This is a genomic window from Streptomyces sp. NPDC088923 (genome assembly GCF_044749745.1).
GTDB lineage: Bacteria > Actinomycetota > Actinomycetes > Streptomycetales > Streptomycetaceae > Streptomyces.
Genome location: NZ_JBIVIO010000006.1, coordinates 1 through 16,469 on the forward strand (window position 1 = coordinate 1; position 16,469 = coordinate 16,469).

The 16,469-nt window shown below is 74.2% G+C and carries 17 protein-coding genes and 1 pseudogene; 8 read left to right on the plus strand and 10 right to left on the minus strand.

What is annotated here, in order from left to right; genetic code table 11:
- Window positions 1-92 (minus strand): annotated as a pseudogene (locus ACIP4O_RS22290) (electron transfer flavoprotein subunit beta); the annotation flags it as partial.
- A complete protein-coding gene (locus ACIP4O_RS22295; protein WP_401576845.1) occupies window positions 89-790 on the minus strand; it encodes a TetR/AcrR family transcriptional regulator in 702 nt (233 codons plus the stop codon). The gene ACIP4O_RS22295 and the pseudogene ACIP4O_RS22290, both read right to left, overlap by 4 nt.
- A 320-nt stretch (window positions 791-1,110) precedes the next feature.
- On the opposite strand from ACIP4O_RS22295, the gene ACIP4O_RS22300 reads away from it, so the two are divergent.
- Complete coding sequence (locus ACIP4O_RS22300; RefSeq protein ID WP_401576847.1) at window positions 1,111-1,983, plus strand: alpha/beta fold hydrolase; 873 nt, start codon at window positions 1,111-1,113, stop codon at window positions 1,981-1,983.
- Window positions 1,984-2,221: 238 nt separating this feature from the next.
- Here the strand turns inward: ACIP4O_RS22300 and ACIP4O_RS22305 are convergent, their stop codons facing one another.
- From ACIP4O_RS22305 to ACIP4O_RS22325, 5 genes are all read right to left on the minus strand, one after another.
- Window positions 2,222-3,118 (minus strand): hypothetical protein, encoded by an 897-nt coding sequence (locus ACIP4O_RS22305; protein WP_401576849.1) that lies wholly within the window; start codon window positions 3,116-3,118, stop codon window positions 2,222-2,224.
- Window positions 3,115-4,149 carry an SPFH domain-containing protein gene (locus ACIP4O_RS22310; protein WP_401576851.1) on the minus strand — a complete coding sequence of 345 codons (1,035 nt, stop codon included), beginning with the start codon at window positions 4,147-4,149 and terminating at the stop codon, window positions 3,115-3,117. The genes ACIP4O_RS22305 and ACIP4O_RS22310 overlap by 4 nt, the downstream gene beginning before the upstream one ends.
- Before the next feature lie 118 nt (window positions 4,150-4,267).
- Complete coding sequence (locus ACIP4O_RS22315; protein ID WP_361333479.1) at window positions 4,268-4,801, minus strand: ferritin-like domain-containing protein; 534 nt, start codon at window positions 4,799-4,801, stop codon at window positions 4,268-4,270.
- A gap of 169 nt (window positions 4,802-4,970) precedes the next feature.
- On the minus strand, window positions 4,971-6,596 hold the full coding sequence (locus ACIP4O_RS22320; protein WP_401576853.1) for an ABC-F family ATP-binding cassette domain-containing protein: 1,626 nt from the start codon (window positions 6,594-6,596) through the stop codon (window positions 4,971-4,973).
- Window positions 6,597-6,883: 287 nt separating this feature from the next.
- Window positions 6,884-7,474 (minus strand): TetR/AcrR family transcriptional regulator, encoded by a 591-nt coding sequence (locus ACIP4O_RS22325; RefSeq protein WP_361333476.1) that lies wholly within the window; start codon window positions 7,472-7,474, stop codon window positions 6,884-6,886.
- Between the two features lie 187 nt (window positions 7,475-7,661).
- Between ACIP4O_RS22325 and ACIP4O_RS22330 the strand changes: the two genes are divergently transcribed.
- A complete protein-coding gene (locus tag ACIP4O_RS22330) occupies window positions 7,662-8,000 on the plus strand; it encodes a tetratricopeptide repeat protein (protein ID WP_401576855.1) in 339 nt (112 codons plus the stop codon).
- Between the two features lie 188 nt (window positions 8,001-8,188).
- Window positions 8,189-8,614, plus strand: coding sequence for a GvpL/GvpF family gas vesicle protein (locus ACIP4O_RS22335; protein WP_361333438.1), 426 nt, complete (start codon window positions 8,189-8,191; stop codon window positions 8,612-8,614).
- Window positions 8,615-8,743: 129 nt separating this feature from the next.
- Here the strand turns inward: ACIP4O_RS22335 and ACIP4O_RS22340 are convergent, their stop codons facing one another.
- Window positions 8,744-9,688 (minus strand): D-2-hydroxyacid dehydrogenase family protein, encoded by a 945-nt coding sequence (locus ACIP4O_RS22340; protein WP_401576857.1) that lies wholly within the window; start codon window positions 9,686-9,688, stop codon window positions 8,744-8,746.
- A gap of 67 nt (window positions 9,689-9,755) precedes the next feature.
- Window positions 9,756-10,217 (minus strand): MSMEG_6728 family protein, encoded by a 462-nt coding sequence (locus ACIP4O_RS22345; protein ID WP_361333431.1) that lies wholly within the window; start codon window positions 10,215-10,217, stop codon window positions 9,756-9,758.
- Window positions 10,218-10,390: 173 nt separating this feature from the next.
- On the opposite strand from ACIP4O_RS22345, the gene pgm reads away from it, so the two are divergent.
- The 5 genes from pgm (at window position 10,391) to ACIP4O_RS22370 (ending at window position 14,848) form a co-directional block, all read left to right on the plus strand.
- The gene (gene pgm / locus ACIP4O_RS22350) at window positions 10,391-12,031 is read left to right on the plus strand and encodes a phosphoglucomutase (alpha-D-glucose-1,6-bisphosphate-dependent) (RefSeq protein WP_401576860.1); all 1,641 of its coding nucleotides are present in this window, start codon (window positions 10,391-10,393) and stop codon (window positions 12,029-12,031) included.
- A 135-nt stretch (window positions 12,032-12,166) separates the two neighbouring features.
- Window positions 12,167-12,793 (plus strand): hypothetical protein, encoded by a 627-nt coding sequence (locus tag ACIP4O_RS22355; RefSeq protein WP_401576862.1) that lies wholly within the window; start codon window positions 12,167-12,169, stop codon window positions 12,791-12,793.
- Complete coding sequence (locus ACIP4O_RS22360) at window positions 12,790-13,926, plus strand: PrsW family intramembrane metalloprotease (protein WP_401576864.1); 1,137 nt, start codon at window positions 12,790-12,792, stop codon at window positions 13,924-13,926. The genes ACIP4O_RS22355 and ACIP4O_RS22360 overlap by 4 nt, the downstream gene beginning before the upstream one ends.
- A gap of 139 nt (window positions 13,927-14,065) precedes the next feature.
- Window positions 14,066-14,230 (plus strand): hypothetical protein, encoded by a 165-nt coding sequence (locus tag ACIP4O_RS22365; protein ID WP_401576866.1) that lies wholly within the window; start codon window positions 14,066-14,068, stop codon window positions 14,228-14,230.
- Between the two features lie 177 nt (window positions 14,231-14,407).
- Complete coding sequence (locus ACIP4O_RS22370; protein WP_401576868.1) at window positions 14,408-14,848, plus strand: protein-tyrosine phosphatase family protein; 441 nt, start codon at window positions 14,408-14,410, stop codon at window positions 14,846-14,848.
- A 66-nt stretch (window positions 14,849-14,914) separates the two neighbouring features.
- Here ACIP4O_RS22370 and ACIP4O_RS22375 read toward each other — a convergent pair whose 3' ends face one another.
- Window positions 14,915-16,366 carry a dihydrolipoyl dehydrogenase family protein gene (locus tag ACIP4O_RS22375; protein ID WP_401576869.1) on the minus strand — a complete coding sequence of 484 codons (1,452 nt, stop codon included), beginning with the start codon at window positions 16,364-16,366 and terminating at the stop codon, window positions 14,915-14,917.
- Between the last annotated feature and the right edge of the window lie 103 nt (window positions 16,367-16,469).

Genomic DNA, 16,469 nt, shown 5'->3' on the forward strand with positions numbered 1-16,469 from the left:
TCCTCACGGTCCAACGTCAGGTCATCGGCGAAATGCCGGTCACCCGTCGCGTCCGGCACGTACTTCACACAGACAACGATCCTCAAGCTCACGCCTGATCCTCCTCTTTCTGGGTTCGGTGTCCCGGCGGAGGCCCGGTCGTCGCGAGACGCCGGAGGGCCGGGAGGAGATGGTCGAGCGGGTGGCGGCTGGTGAAGGCGACGACGTGCGTCTCCCCCTCGCCCGCCTGCCCGGAGAAGAGCCCGAGCACTTCGCGCAGGGCGGTGTCGACCTCGGCCATGGGGTCGGCGGCCTCACCGCGCAGCCAGCGGCGCAGCACGTGATTGTGGGCGGAGACCAGGCAGGCCGCCATGAGTTCGGCGCGCAGCGCGGCGCCGGGGGCGTCCCCCGTCCAGCGGGCGAGGAACTCCTTGAAGAGCCGCTGGTAGCGGGCGACGCTCGCGATCTCGCGATCACGCAGCGCGGGCACGCTGCTGGTGAGCCGGTACCTGCGGCGGGCGACCTCGCCCTCGTCCACGTAGTGCAGCAGGACGAGCCTGACCGCCTCCGAGACCGCTGTCAGGGCGGTGTCGGTGCGCGAGGTGGCGAGGCGGCCGGCGATCCGCTCCAGGAGGCGCTCGTGATCGGGGAAGATCACGTCCTCCTTGGCCCGGTAGTGCCGGAAGAAGGTCGTGCGGCCGACGCCCGCGCGCTCGGCGATCTCGTCGACGGTGGTGCCCTCGTAGCCCCGCTCGTCGAACAGCTGGAAGGCGGCGTGAGCCAGTCGCTCGCGCGCCGTCCGTCCGCTCATGCCCACACCCCTTCGTGCTCTCGCGCCCGCGGCCCGCCACCACCTGGGCGGTACCGCGTACCGTTGCGACGGTACCACGTACCATCTGCCACGAAACGGGGACCGGCAAACCCCGCGCGCCAGTCGCCCACCGTTCCGGCGCCGCTCACCGTTCCAGCGCCGCCCGCCGGGCGGGCGGACGGCTCGTCCAGCCCCGACGGCGCAAAAATTCCCCCATGACCGGGCTGACGCGCTCGTCGCCCCTCCCGCCGTCTGGTAGAACGAGCCCGCTGGAGAGACCGTTCCAGCGCGTCGGCCGATACGGCATCCGAGGGGACGTCATGCGCCAAGTCGCCTTGTCCGCAGGGGAGATCGAGTACGACGAGACCGGATCGGGGCCGCCGGTCGTGCTGTTGCACGGGCTGCTCATGGATCACACGCTCTGGGACCGGGTGCTGCCGCTGCTCCCCAAGGGCTTCCGGTACGTACGGCCCGTGCTGCCGCTCGGCGCGCACCGGCTGCCGATGCGGCCCGACGCGGATCTGGGGATGGCCGGAATGGGGCGGCTGCTCGCGGAGTTCCTGGAGAAGCTGGACCTGAGGGAGGCCACGCTCGTCCACACCGACTGGGGCGGCGGACTCTTCCTCACCGCGCTCGGCCTGCACGAGCGCCTCGCGCGGCAAGTCATCCTGCCCTGCGAGGCGTTCGACAACTTCCCGCCCGGACTGCCGGGCCGCATGGTCGTCCTCGCCTCCCGCATCCCCGGCGGACTCGCGCTCGCCGCACGGCAGTTGCGCGTCCGCGCGCTGCGCGACTCTCCACTCATGCTCGGCCCGATGACGAAACGGAGGCTTCCCGACACGCTCGTGCGCGGCTGGACGGAGCCGCTGCTGCGGGACGCGGGGGTACGGCGCGACCTCGCCGCGTACTGCACCGCGCCGCTCGACAAGGCGCGCCTGATCAGGGACACGGAGGCGCTGCGCGACTTCACCGGCGAGACGCTCGTCCTGTGGGCCCCCGAGAACAGACTCATGCCCCTCGCCCATGGCAAACGCCTCGCCGCTCTCCTCCCGGCGGGCCGCTACGCGGAGATCCCGGACGCGGGGGTCCTGGCCATGCTGGATCAACCGGAGGCCGTGGCGGAGGAGTTGGCGGCTTTCCTGACGGGCGCGGGGGCGGACGACTCATCCGGCTCATCCCGTACGGAAGGCTGAGCCGGTACGGCGTTTCCCGCACATCGCCGCCGCCCCGCCCCGAGGTGAGGTCGGTGCGCTCCGCCTGGGCGAGGACGACGTTCGGCGCGGGGCCCGTCCCGGCGTTGACGAGCCCCGCGCCGGTCCCGCCGGAGCCGTTCGCCCCACGCACTGGACCGCCCGCGTGCGCGAGCGCGGCGGCGGGGCATTCCGCGCGAGGGGGCGGCTTTCGGCCAACCGGGTGCCCCGCGCCCACTCGTCACACGACCAGCCGCAGCCTTCGCTCACTCACCCCCGCGCGCAGGCTCTGCCCCCACGTCAGGTCGAGCGCGTCCGACTCCATGCCGTCCGCGAAGGCCACGAGGTGGTCCGACTCGACGGTGACGGTGAGGCGGGAGCGCTCGGCGAGGAGCCCCGCGACGCGCTGGACGCCGGTCGCCGGGGAGGGCCACGCCTCGCGCACGAACCACAGGAGGCGGCCGTCCGTCGCTCCGGGCAGGGGCAGCGCCGCACCGCGCTCCTGCCACAGCGAGCGCAGCCAGCCGCCCGCGCCGGTGCCCGTGCCGACGAGGACTCCCGAGCTGGCCTGCGTCTCCTCGCCCTCCTCCGCGCCGGGGCGCAGGCGGTAGCGGGCGGTGCGGTGTCCGGAGGAGCCGACGTAGATCTCGTTGAGCGCGAGGAGGGTGCGGCCGTCGTCGGTGACGCCCTCGGCCATCGTGAGGGCCTCCGTGGTGACGCGCGGCCCGGCCGCGGCGCGCAGGAGCGCCGCGGCGTCGCCGGGGCGGTGGCGCACGAGGACGCCGGGGTTGCGGCCCGGATCGGTGTCGATGCCGATGACGGGCTGGCCGTGCAGGTACTGCGCGACATTGGCGACGAGGCCGTCCTGTCCGGCGACGACGACGATGTCCTCGGGGGCGAAGAGGAAGCGGTCGAGGTCGGCGCGTTCGACGCGGGCCTGCCGCCAGGTGAGCGGGATGCGCGCGGCGATGGCGGTGAGAGCCTCGCGGGTCGCGTGGTGGCGGGCCGCGAGGGTGTCGAGGTCGTCGCCGCGGCTGCCGAGGACGAAGGCGGCCTGGCCGTGGGTGCCGTGGCGGGCGAGCAGTTCCTCGTACTCGCTGACGCGGTGGACGAGGACGACGCGCGGGGCGAGGCTCATGGCCGCGGTCCGGTGAACTTGGCGAGGAGTTCCGCGACCGTGTCGGGCGTGACGGTGACGCGCTCGATGCGCGGGAGCTGTTCGGCCGCGCGGTCGACGCTGAGGGCGTGCAGCGTGGCGGGCGCGGTGCCCTCGTGGACGCGGAGCCAGGCCGCCCGCGCGGCGGCTCGGGCCTCGCCGCTCGTGCGCAGTCCCTCTGCCTCGGCCTCGGCGAGCCGCCGGACGCGCGTCGCCTCGGCCTCGGCGAGCCGTACCGTACGGGCCGCCTCGGCCTCGGCGCGTACGGCGTCGGCCGCCGCCTCCTCCTCGGCGGCGCGGCGGGCGTTGGTGCCGCGCTGGTCGACGAGCTGTTCCTCGCGACGGGCGAGCTCCACCTTGCTGGCGAGTTCGTTCTCGGCGATGGCGCGTTCGCGTTCGACGGCGACGGCGCGGCGCTCGTACGTGGCGCGGTCGGCGTCCTGCTGGACGCGCTCGCGGGTCGGGGTGCGCAGGGCGCGTTCGACGTCGGGCTCGGGGCGCAGCGCGACGATGCGCAGGGCGACGACCTCGACGCCGGTCGCGGGCAGCCGGGGCTCGGCGGCGAGGCCCTCGGTGACGCGGGCGTGGACGGCGGCGACGCCTTCGGTGAGGGCGGTGGCGAGCGGGGTCGCGGCCAGGACCTCGGCGGCGTGCTGCTGCGCGGTCTCGGTGAGGAGGCCGGCGAGCTGGTCGAGCGGGGCCGCGCGCCACGTGCCGGTGTCGGGGTCGAGCGAGAAGTCGATGCGCTCGGCGGCGCGGGCGGGGTCGGCGATGCGGTAGGTGAGGGTGGACTGGACGGCGAGGTCCTGGAAGTCGGCGGTGCGGGCGTGGATGGTGACGGCGAGTTCGCGGTCGTCGACGGGGACCTCGCTGAGCGCGGCGGTCAGCGGGCGGAACCAGAAGCTGAGGCCCGTGCCCTCGTGCGCGAGCCTGCCGGCGCGGTGGTGGCGTACCCAGGCGCTCGACGTGCCGCGCAGGTGCCGCCTGCCGAAGCGCTTGCTGATGTCGGCCATGACTTCCCTCCCTCGATTCTCGTCAGTTTGACGAGATCTGTTCCGTGGGAGTGACGGTACGACGCCACCCCCCTTGTCGTCAAGGCGACGACAAGGGGGGTGGCGAGAGGGCGGGGGCTCAGCCGGCGAGCAGGTCGTTGAGGTCGTCGGCGTGCTCCTCCTCCTCTTCGAGGATCGACTCCATGAGGCGCCGCGTGGTGGGGTCCCCGTCCCCGATCCACCGGATGATCTCCTGGTACGTCGTGATGACGATCCGTTCGGCGACGAGGTTCTCGCGCAGCATCTTCTGGAGGTCGCGCTCCTCGGCCGTCACGTACTCGGTGTGCGAGCGGGCCACGAGGGAGCCGGGATCGAAATCGGGCTGGTCGCCGAGCTGGCTGACGCGCTCGGCGGCGCGCAGCGCGTGCTGCAGCTCCTCGCCCGCGTGCTCGCGGAACTCGGCGGCGACCTGGGCCCGGTCGATCCCCGTCGCGGCGATGGCGTTCTGCGAGTACCGCAGGAAGCACACCACCTCGGTGGCGACGACATCGTTGAGGACCTCGATGATCCGCGCGCGGTCGGCGTCGTAGGTCTTGGTGACGGGGCCCTCCGCCATGTGCTTGCGCGCCTGCTCACGGATTCTGGTGACGTCGATCGCGAACTGGTTGGCCATCCGGTACTCCCTGCGGTGCTCGTGGACGATCGGGGGCGTTGCGAGGTACGCGTGCGCGGGATGCGTACCTCGTCGCACGGCGCGCCACCCGGCGGCACCCCGCCGACGCAGCCGATGGCGGACACGGAGTCACCCGCGGGAGGCATCTCCGCCGGTATGCGCCCCCTCACTACCCCGCTGCCGGGGCCGCGACCTCGCGCAGTTCCCCCTCCGCGAGACGCAGGTACCGGGTGACGCCGATCTCCGCCAGGAAGCGGTCGTCGTGGCTGACGACGAGGAAGGCGCCCCGGTAGGAGGTGAGCGCGCTCTCCAGTTGCCCGACGCTCACGAGGTCCAGGTTGTTGGTGGGCTCGTCGAGCAGGAGCAGGTGCGGGGCCGGTTCGGCGCTGAGGACGCACGCGAGGGTCGCGCGCAGGAGTTCGCCGCCGGAGAGGTCCCCCGCTTTGAGGTGCGCGCCCTGGCCCCGGAAGAGGAACCGCGCGAGCAGGTTCATACGGTCCGCCTCCGGCATCGTCGGCGCGAACGCGGCGAGGTTCTCGGCGACGCTCAGGGCCGGGTCGAGCAGGTCGAGCCGCTGCGAGAGGTACGCGACCCGCCCGTCCGCACGGCGCGACTCGCCTTCTTCCGGTGCGAGTTGCCCGGTGATGACCCGCAACAGGGTCGACTTCCCCGCCCCGTTGGGGCCGGTGAGCGCGATGCGCTCGGGGCCCCGGACGGAGAGATCCACGCCCTCACCCGCGAACAGCCCCCGCAGTCGCAGTCCCTTGGCCTCGAAGAGGGTGCGCCCGGCCGGGACCTCCGTGCCGGGGAGGTCGAGCACGAGCCGGGTGTCGTCGCGTACGGCGCGCCCGGCCTCGTCGAGCCTGGCCCGCGCCTCGCCGACCCGGTCCGCGTGCGTGTTCCCCGCCCTGCCCGCCGATTCCTGGGCCTTGCGCTGCCGGGCGCCCGCGAGGATCTTGGGAAGTCCCGCGTTCTTGATGTTCCGCGCGGCATTGCTCGACCTGCGCTCGGCGCGCTCGCGCGCCTGCTGCATCTCCCGCTTCTCGCGCTTGAGTTCGGCCTCGGCGTGCCGCACGTTCTTCTCCGCGACCTCGCGCTCGGCGCTCACCGCTTCCTCGTACGCGGCGAAGTTGCCCCCGTAGTAGCGCAGTTCGCCGCGTTCGAGTTCGGCGATCCGGTCCATGCGGTCGAGCAGGGCGCGATCGTGGCTCACGACGAGGAGACAGCCGCGCCAGTCGTCGACCACCCCGTAAAGACGGTGACGCGCTTCGAGGTCGAGATTGTTGGTGGGTTCGTCGAGGAGGAGGACGTCGGGGCGGGCGAGGAGCTGGGCCGCGAGACCGAGCGTGACGATCTGGCCCCCGCTCAGGCTCTCCAGGCCCTGGTCCAGGGTGAGCCGGCCGAGTCCGAGCCGGTCCAGTTCGGCGCGGGTGCGCTCCTCGATGTCCCAGTCCTCGCCGATGGTGGTGAAGTGCTCCTCGTCCACCTCGCCGCGCTCCACCGCGTCGATCGCCGCGATGACACCGGCCACGCCGAGGACTTCGGCGACCGTGAGGCCGGTGGAGAGCGGAAGGGTCTGCGGCAGGTGGCCGAGGGTGCCGTTGACCGTCACGGAGCCGGAGGTGGGAGTGAGCTCACCGGCGATGAGCCGCAGAAGGGTGCTCTTGCCGCTGCCGTTGGGCGCGACGAGGCCGGTGCGGCCGCCGGGGACGGTGAAGGAGAGCCGGTCGAAGACGGGGGTCTCGTCGGGCCAGGAGAAGGACAGGGCGGAGCTGACGACGTAGGCGTCGGACATGGAAGGCGGACCTCACGGATGGGCGCGGGGCGAGGGGCCGGCACGGATGGCGGGGCCGGGCTCGTACCGCTGAGTGGGAAAGGGGACGCTCAGGAGGCCACGCGGGCGGCGCCTCGTGCGCCTGCCGGTGGCCTGACACGCCGGGTATCACCCGGAGATGTCGTCGTCACCCACCACTGTTCCGCTCCTTACGGGAGACAAGTCCTGCGTCCACGGTAACAGGACGGCACGGAGGGACGCTCCCGCTTTTCCCCCGCCGCTCCCGTCCCCCGGACCCCCTCCCCGCTTCAGGCCGTCCCGAGCGCGGGCAGCACCACCGCGTGGACGTACCTTCGCAGCCCGGCCTGCGTCACCATGCGGCCCTCCATGATCTCCGGGGCGAGGACGCCCCCGAGGACCATGTGCACGATGAAGTCCACCGCCCTGTTCTCCGGGGCGAGTTCGCCGCGCGCCATGGCCCGGCGGAGCATCGGCGTGAAGTAGCGCCGACAGGGCTCGACGATGAGTTCCCGCAGGGCGGCTTCCAGCTCGGCGTCCGCGTGCGCGGCCTGCCCGATGCCTCGCATGAGGCTCGCCCTGCGGGCCGTCTCCTCGTCGTCGAAGCCGTCGACGAAGGCGTCGAGGTCCCCGCGCAGGCTGCCGGTGTCGGGTATGTCCTGGGCGATGGGCGTCACGAAATGCTTCAGCGCGCTCGCCACGAGCCCGTCCTTGCCGCCCCACTGCCGGTAGAGGGTGGCCTTGCTCATGTGCACCCGCGAGGCGACCGCGTCCATCGTGAGCGCCCCGTACCCCTGTTCGGTGAGAAGGTCGACGACCGCGCGGTACAACTCCTCGGCGCGACCGGGCCCGAGCCTGCCGGACCTGACCTCGCCCACCACCGCAACCACCGCGCCTCTCCCGTACTCCCTCGCACCCGACCGGACCGCGGGCGAGCTTACCAAGGGAAAGTAAAGAAACGATACGGTGTCGTTCCCCTTTTCTCCGCTTGGTGGAATGTTCAACCACCTCTTTCCGTTGCACGGGAGGCACGACGGACAGGCCGTCGCCGCAGGACGGGAGGCACCGGTGAACGACACCTACTTCGAGTTCGGCACCCCCGTGGACCGCTGGAACCGGGCCGGGATGTTCTTCGAGGCGAAGGAGTACGGCACGGCGGCACGCATCCTGCGCGGACTCGTCGAGGAGGCCCCCGGGCACACCGCGGCGCGGCTGCTGCTCGCCCGCGCCTACTACCACTCCGCGCGGCTGGGCCGCGCTGAGACCGAGCTGCGGGCGATCCTCGACCGCGACCCCGTCGAGGCGTACGCGACGCTCCTGCTCGGCCGCACGCTGGAGCGCCAGGGCAGGGACGCCGAGGCGGCCCCGTACCTGCGGCTCGCCGCCGCGATGACCGGGAGCGAGTAGACCCGTACGCACCGCGGCGACCGCGCGGTCACACGGCGTCTTGGGGGCCGGGCAGGCACCGTCACGGTGCGTGTCCGGCCCTCGTTCGGTCCACCACCTCGGGCGGGGGCACCACGCGCTCGGCAGGGTGGTGAGGCGGAAGCGCGCTGGCTCATTCAGCGACTGGCCCTTTCGCCGAGGAGGACTTCATGAGCGCCCCCGCTCTCGACATGGCCACCTACGTCTACGCGGTCCGCCGCTGCGGCGGCGACGTGCACCTGACCGGGCATCCCGAAGGCGCGGTGGTACGGCTGCTGCCCTTCGGCGCGCTCGTGGCCGTCGTGCAGGACGTGCCGCTGCGGGCGCTGGGCGGCCCGGCCGCGCTGCGCCGGCTCCTCGCCCCGGAACTGCTCGAACCGCTCGGCAGGCTGCACCGCGAACTCGTCCACGCCGCCGGGGCCAGCGCGCCGACCGTGGCCCTCCCCGTCGGCACCTGCTACGCCAACGATGTCCGCGCCCGCGCGGCCCTGGAGGAGCAGGAGGAACGCTTCGGCGCGGCCCTGCACCGCGTGACGGGCACCGGTCGCGCGACGGGCCGGGTCGAACGGGACACCCTCGCGCGCAAGCGGCCGTGAGCGACCCGCCGGGTCCGGGCAGGCCGCGAGTGCGCCCACTGCCCACGAACGGTCCCCGCGCCCACTCCCGCACCACCACGACTGCCCGGCCGCGGGTACTCGCCGCCGCGCGGCCGCCGATCGGGAGCCTCAGTTCCCCAGTACCCGCACCGGCGTCCCCCGCGCCCACTCCCGCACCGCCTCGGCGGCCTGGCCGTAGAAGACCTCGTAGGTGCCCTCGGTGACGTAACCCAGGTGCGGGGTGAGGATCGTGCGGGGCGCGGTGCGCAAGGGGTGGTCGGCGGGCAGCGGCTCGGTGTCGTAGACGTCGAGGCCCGCGCCCGCGATCCGGCCCGCGTGGAGTGCCGCGACGAGCGCGGTGGTGTCGACGAGCGGACCGCGCGAGGTGTTGACGAGGTACGCGGAGGGGCGCATCCAGGAGAGTTCTTCGGCGCCCACGAGGCCCGCCGAGCGCGGGCTCAGTTTGTAGTGCACCGTCACGACGTCGGCCGTGGCGAAGAGTTCCCGCTTGGTGACCGGTTCGGTGTCCAGCGAGCGGGCGTGTTCCGGGTCGAGGTGCTCGCTCCAGGCGAGGACGCGCATCCCGAAGGCGCGGCCGATCGCGGCGACGCGCGCGCCGAGCCGTCCGAGCCCGACGACGCCGAGGACGCCTCCGTCCAGGTCCCCGCCCACGGTGTGCTGCCACTCCCCCGCGCGCATCCCCGCGGACTCGGCCGGGATCTGCCGTACGAGCGAGAGGATCAGGCCCCACGTCAGTTCGGGTGTCGCCGAGACCGGGCTTCCCGTGCCGCACACGGTGATGCCCAGCTCACGGGCGGCTGCGAGGTCGATCGACGCGTTGGCCATGCCGGTCGTGACGAGCAGCCGCAGCTTCGGCAGCCGGGCGAGGCGTTCGCGGGGGAAGGGCGTCCGCTCGCGCATCGCGACGACCACGTCCGCCTCGCGGAGCGCGGCGACGACGCCCTCGGTCGCCGCGAGGTGTTCGTGCAGGAACTCCACGTCCGCGCCGAGCGCCTGCCAGTTGGCGTACCGGTGGGCGACGTGCTGGTAGTCGTCGAGGACCGCGATGCGCACGGGAGTTCCCTCCGTCGGTAGGTGCCGGTGGCCGCCCCCACCCTACGACCGGGCATGTTTTCGCAGGTCACCGGTCCGACTCGGGCCATACGTAGGGGAGGTCGTCGGGGACGCCGGGGAAGAGGGGCGCGTAGTGGTCCGGGTTCTTGCGGACGAGGGCCGAGCGGTGGCTCAGGTGGAAGGCGGCGCCGCCGAGCCACGGGGGCAGTTCGCCCGCGCGGGCCAGGACGGGCTGGGTGCGGACGCGGCGGACCGTACGGGAGGCGGCCAGGTCCCCGCGCAGCGACGCCGCGACGGTGTCGGCGAAGCCGAGCGCGGTCCAGGCCGCGCACACGTCGAGCCCGTACCGTACGAGCGCCTCCTCGTACCCGCGCCACATGGTCACCGCCGGGTGGTGGCGCCAGCCGTGGCCGGGGACCGTGAGCCCGCGCAGCACCTGGAGCGTCTCGACGCGCTGCTTGCCCAGGCGGCGCCGGTCGAGGACGCGGGCGGTGTCCTGGAAGCCGGAGAAGGGCAGAAAGGTCTGCATGCGGCGTTCCTACCGCGCTGTGCCGCCGCGCACACTCCGGCGGGGTGTGCGTCGCCCGGGCGCGGGCGGGGCAGGTGCGGGGGTGGGGCGGGACGCTGAATGATGGGGGCGGACCGTCCCCCGAGCGAACCGGCGCGTCTGCGACCGCGGCCGAACATGACGAGGAGTGGCACATGCCCCACGACAGAGCCGGACAGCCCGCGCTGCCCGAGGACCTCACGGACATCCCCGCGCTGGTGACGTCCTACTACTCCCTCCACCCGGACCCGGCGGACGCGGACCAGAAAGTGGCCTTCGGCACCTCCGGGCACCGCGGGTCCTCGCTGAACACCGCCTTCAACGAGGACCACATCGCGGCGACGAGCCAGGCCATCTGCGAGTACCGGGCCCGGCAGGGCACCACGGGCCCGCTCTTCCTCGGCGCCGACACGCACGCGCTCTCGGAGCCCGCGCGGGTCACCGCCCTCGAAGTCTTCGCCGCGAACGACGTACGGGTGCTGATCGACGCGGACGACGCCTACACCCCGACCCCCGCCGTCTCGCACGCGATCCTGCGCTGGAACAAGGGCCGTGAGAGCGACCTCGCGGACGGCGTCGTGGTGACGCCCTCGCACAACCCGCCGGGCGACGGCGGTTTCAAGTACAACCCGCCGAGCGGCGGCCCCGCCGGCTCCGAGGCGACCGGCTGGGTCCAGGAGCGGGCGAACCGGATCATCGCGGACGGCATGAAGGACGTGCGGCGCCTCCCGTACACGCGCGCACTCGCCGCCGAGACGACGGAGCGGTACGACTTCCTCGGCACGTACGTCGAGGACCTGCCGACCGTCGTGGACCTGGAGGCGGTACGGGCGGCGGGCGTGCGCATCGGCGCCGACCCGCTCGGCGGGGCCTCGGTCGCGTACTGGGGGCGCATCGCCGAGCGGCACGGGCTCGACCTGACGGTCGTCAACCCGTACACCGATCCCACCTGGCGCTTCATGACGCTGGACTGGGACGGCAAGATCCGCATGGACTGCTCCTCGCCGTACGCGATGGCCTCCCTCATCGCGCAGCGCGACCGCTACCACCTCGCGACGGGCAACGACGCCGACGCGGACCGGCACGGGATCGTCACCCCCGACGCCGGGCTGATGAACCCCAACCACTACCTCGCCGTCGCGATCGGCTACCTCTACGCGCACCGCCCCCAGTGGCCCGCGGCGGCCGGGATCGGCAAGACGCTCGTGTCCTCCTCGATGATCGACCGCGTCGCGGACGAGCTGGGGCGGCGGCTCGTGGAGGTCCCCGTGGGCTTCAAGTGGTTCGTGGACGGGCTGCTCGACGGCTCGCTCGGCTTCGGCGGCGAGGAGTCGGCGGGCGCCTCGTTCCTGCGCCAGGACGGGTCGGTGTGGACCACCGACAAGGACGGCATCCTCCTCGCGCTCCTCGCCTCCGAGATCCTCGCCGTCACCGAGCAGACGCCCTCGGAGCGGTACGCGGAGCTGACGGCCCGTTTCGGCGATCCCGCCTACGCCCGTATCGACGCCCCGGCGACCCGCGAGGAGAAGGCGGTGCTCGCCAAGCTGTCGCCCGCGCAGATCGGCGCGGACTCCCTCGCGGGCGAGCCCGTCACGGCCGTCCTCACCGAGGCACCGGGCAACGGCGCCCCGCTCGGCGGCATCAAGGTCACGACCGAGAGCGCCTGGTTCGCGGCTCGCCCGAGCGGCACGGAGGACGTCTACAAGATCTACGCGGAGTCCTTCCGCGGCCCGGATCACCTGGCCCTCGTGCAGGAAGAGGCGAAGGGGGTCGTGGGGGACGCGCTGAAGGGGTGAGGGGACGCGGGGGGCTGCGCGCGGGGGACGCGGGGGCCCGCGCGCGGGTCCCCGCGTCCCCGGTTCGGTGCCGTGTGTCGACCGTACGGCCGTACCGCCCGCGCGGCCTCCCCGGGGCCGTGCCCACAGTGGCGTATGCCCAGCCCCGCGCCCCCGCCCGTGCACCCGCCGCCGCCCGCCGGACCGGCTCTCCCCGGGACCCGCCTGCGGCCCGCCGCCGTGTTCCTCGCGCTCGCGACCGTCGTGGCACTCGTCGCCGGGTGGCCGCTGCTCGCGCGGGCGCTGCCCGACAAGGAGAGTGTGCGGGACGGGGCGCTGCTCACGATCGGCCCCGAGGGTGCGGGGCGGGTGATCCTGCGGGTGCGCGGCGGCGGCTGGGAGCTGTCCCGGTCGGCGAGCGACCCGGTCAGCGGTTATCTGCTCAGCCGCGCGGGGGTGCGGATCAGGGCGAGCCGTGTCGACCTGCTCACGACGGCGGCGGCGGGACGGCTGTGGCCGGGACTGCGGGACGTCCTGCGGGCCTCGGACGCGGGCGCGCGGCTCGGGGCGCCCGAGGAGACCCGTACGACGCGGGGGCGCCCCGGGCGGACCGGGAGCGCCGAACAGGGCGGGCGCACGGGGCGCGCCTTCGCCTTCGCCTCGCCCGGCGAGGACTTCGCCGTGACGGTCGTGGTGCTCGGCGGTCCCGGCGCGGAGCGCGACGCGCTGCGCGAGGGGTACGCGCTGGCGCGCAGCGCGCGCTTCCAGGGCGGCGCGGCGTGAGCGCCCCGCCGGCCACCGCACCAACCCCCGCGCCCGCCCGGTTCCGGGAGGTACGGGCCTGGGCGGCGCGCCGCCGTCTCGGCGCGACGATCGTCGTCCTCTGCCTCTTCGGGCTCGGCGTGCTCGGCTGGAACTTCTCCGGCACGGCCCGGGCCTTCCCCGGACCCGCGCTCCTGTCCGCCTTCCTCCTCGCGGTCGTGCTGTACGTCGCCTTCACGCTGCTGCGCCGCATCCGGCCGGTGCGGACCCCCGGGCGGCAGTGGAGCTGGGCCGGGGTCGCCTGGGGGGCCACGGCGGCGACGGGCTGCGCGCTGCTCGCCAACGGCGGGCTCACGGCGGTGTGGTCGCGTACCGCCGGGATCGGCTTCACGTCCTCGTGGGGCGCGGCACTGACCGCGCCGCTCAACGAGGAGGGCATCAAGACGGCGGGCATCCTACTGCTCGGCGTGGCGTTCCCGGCGCGGATGCGCGGGCCGCTGGACGGCTGGGTGCTCGGGGCGCTCGTGGGGCTCGGCTTCCAGATGGCGGAGAACTGGACGTACGCGCTCAACGGCATCGTCGGTACGGGCGGCACCGCGCCCGGTGACGCGGCGCTCCAGTCCGTGGTGGGGCGGGTCCTGTACACGGGGCTCGGTTCGCACTGGACGATGTCGGCGGTCGCGGGGACGGGGGTGGGGCTGCTCCTGAGCCGCTCGCCGGGGCCCGCCCGGCGGCGGCGCGCGGGCGCCGCGGCGTGCGTGCTGACGGCGCTCGGGATGCACTGGCTCTTCAACGCGCCGTTCCTCGGCGGAGGACTCGGCACGGGTGTCAAGGCGGCGTTCGACTTCCTCCTCGCGGGCAGCTTCTGGATCGTTCTGCGGCACGCCTACCGGCACCGTGCGCGGGCCGAGTTGCGTGCGCCGGGGGTCGCGCCGGGCGCGGACCGCCTGCTGACCCGGCGCGGGCGCCGCCGGGCGCGGGCGGCGGTGCCGCAGGGGCTGGAACGGGAGCGGTACGCGCGGCTCATGGTGGCCCAGCTCGATCTCCTGGAGGAGCGCGCGGGCACGGGTTGCCCGCGCCCGGCCTTCGAGGCGGCGGCACGGGCCCGGGTGGCCGAGGCGCGGTACGTCCCTTCGGGCGTCGCGGCCTACTGAAGGCGGCGGGCGCGTACGGTACGCCGGTGCCGCCCGGCGCGCCGGGGCTTTCCCCGGGCTCTCGCCCGTCCGGCGGAAGGTGCATGACGCGGACCGGGGCGGGGCATAGGATCGCCCAGATTCTGCGAAGGGAAGACTCATGGCTTCGGCTACGTGTCCGTGCGGCGGTACCTTCAGCACGGGCGACCCCGGTCCCGGCGGGGAGACCCCCGAGCTGGTCCACCGCGACGCGCTGAACCGCGAGGCGCCGTGCCCCCTGGAGGTCCCGGCGACCCCGGCCCGGGCGCAGGTACGGGCGGGCTGAGCCGACAGGCGGGAACGGGGGGCCGCGCGCCCGACGTCTCACTCCACCGCCGCGGCGCGGGCACCCCTTCGCCCTTTCGGGCAGCCGGTCCCCTGTGTCCGTACCGCCTTGCGATCGCCCGCCGCTGGATCGCCCCAGGGGCCAGGTTGGTCCGCCTCCGGCCCGTACCGTACCGGCATGGCGACGACGTGGGACGCGGAGGGGACCGGGGTGCTGCGGTTGCCCTCCGGGGTGCTGGTGCGGGGGCGGGGGCTGCGGTACGGGGAACCGGCGGGCGTGGGGGCGGAGTTCGGGGTGTACCTGCTCGGCAGGGACCCGGGTGTGACAGGGCGTGAGGCACGGTGGGTGCGGTGGCCGGACTTCCGGCTGCCCGCCGATCGCGAGGCGTTCGCGGCGGCCTTGCGCGAGGCGCTGTACCGCGCGCCTCGGGAGCGGGTCGAGTTCGCGTGCGGCGGCGGGATCGGCCGGACGGGCACGGCGCTCGCGTGCCTCGCGGTCCTGGACGGCGTCCCGGCGCGCGAGGCCGTCGCGTACGTACGGGCCGGCTACCACCCGCGCGCGGTCGAGACGCCGTGGCAGCGGCGCTTCGTGCGACGGTACGGGGCGGCAGAGGCGTAGCCGGGCCGGGTGCGGAACCCGCGCGGGCCCGCACCCGGTCCGCTCAGGACCGCCCCGCCCCCGCGGTCAGCTCCCGTCCCGGTACGTCTCCAGGAGTCGCAGCCACACCTCGCTGATCGTCGGGTAGGACGGGACGGCGTGCCACAGGCGGGACAGCGGGACCTCGCCCGCGATCGCGATCGTCGCGGAGTGGAGGAGTTCGCTCACGCCGGGGCCGACGAAGGTGGCGCCGCGCAGGATGCCGTGGTCCTCGTCGACGACCAGCCGGGCGCGGCCCGTGTAGCCGTCGGCGTAGAGGGCCGCGCCCGCGACGGAGCCGATCTCCTGATCCACGGCGCGGACGCGGTGGCCCGCCGCCTCGGCCTCCGCGAGGGTCAGGCCCACCGCCGCGACCTCGGGATCGGTGAAGACGACCTGCGGGACGGCCGCGTGGTCGGCGGTGCTCTGCGCGGGGGACCACGGCGAGGTGTCGACGGTCTCGCCCTTGGCGCGCGCGGCGATCGCCGCGCCCGCGATGCGCGCCTGGTACTTGCCCTGGTGGGTCAGGAGCGCACGGTGGTTGAGGTCACCGACGGAGTAGAGCCAGTCGGTGCCGGGGACGAGGCAGCTGTCGTCCGACTCCAGCCAGGAGCCGGGCTCCAGGTCCACCGTCTCCAGGCCCAGGTCCTCGCTGCGCGGGGCGCGGCCCGTGGCGAAGAGGACCTCGTCGGCCTCCAGGGTCGAGCCGTCGCCGAGGGTCAGCGTGACGGGCCCGGTGCCGCCGGGGCGGGATACCTCGGCGACGGAGGTGCGGGGGCGGATGTCGACGCCGTGCTCGGCGAGCTGCTTGGCGAGGAGTTCCCCGGCGAAGGGCTCCAGGCGGTCGAGGAGGCCTTCGCCCCGCACGAGCAGGGTGACGTGCGCGCCGAGTCCGCGCCAGGCGGTGGCCATCTCGACGGCGACGACGCCGCCGCCGACGATCGCGAGCCTGCCGGGCACCCGCTGGGCGCTCGTGGCCTCGCGGCTCGTCCACGGCTTGGCCTCGGCGAGGCCGGGAAGGTCGGGGAGCTTGGCGCCGCTGCCGGTCGCGAGGACGACGGCCTGTCGCGCCGTGATCCGCGTGACGGTGCCCTCGGGGGTCGTGACGGCGACGGTCCGCGGCCCGTCGAGGCGTCCGTGGCCGCGGACGAGGGGCACGTCGACCGAGTCCAGCCACTCGACCTGCCCGCCGTCCTTCCAGTGCGAGGTGAAGGAGTCCCTGCGGGTGAGCACGGGGCTCGCGTCGAGGGGCCGCGCGACCTGCTGCGCGAGCCCGGGCAGCCGACGGGCGTCGGCTTGGGCGAGTACGGGGCGCAGGAGGGCTTTACTGGGCATGCAGGCCCAGTAGGAGCACTCGCCGCCGACGAGTTCGCTCTCCACGATCACAGTGCTCAGGCCCGCGGCGCGGGTGCGGTCGGCGACGTTCTCGCCGACGGGGCCCGCGCCCACCACCACGACGTCGTAGGTCTGCTGCTGGGCCTCGGTTCCGGTGTCCGTCATGACTCCAGTCTGTCGAAGTGTGTGCGTCCTCGCCACGGGGGTAGCGGGGACGGAATACGCCCTGACGCGGCACCGTTGTCCTGACGGGTTCGTTTCCGGGCCG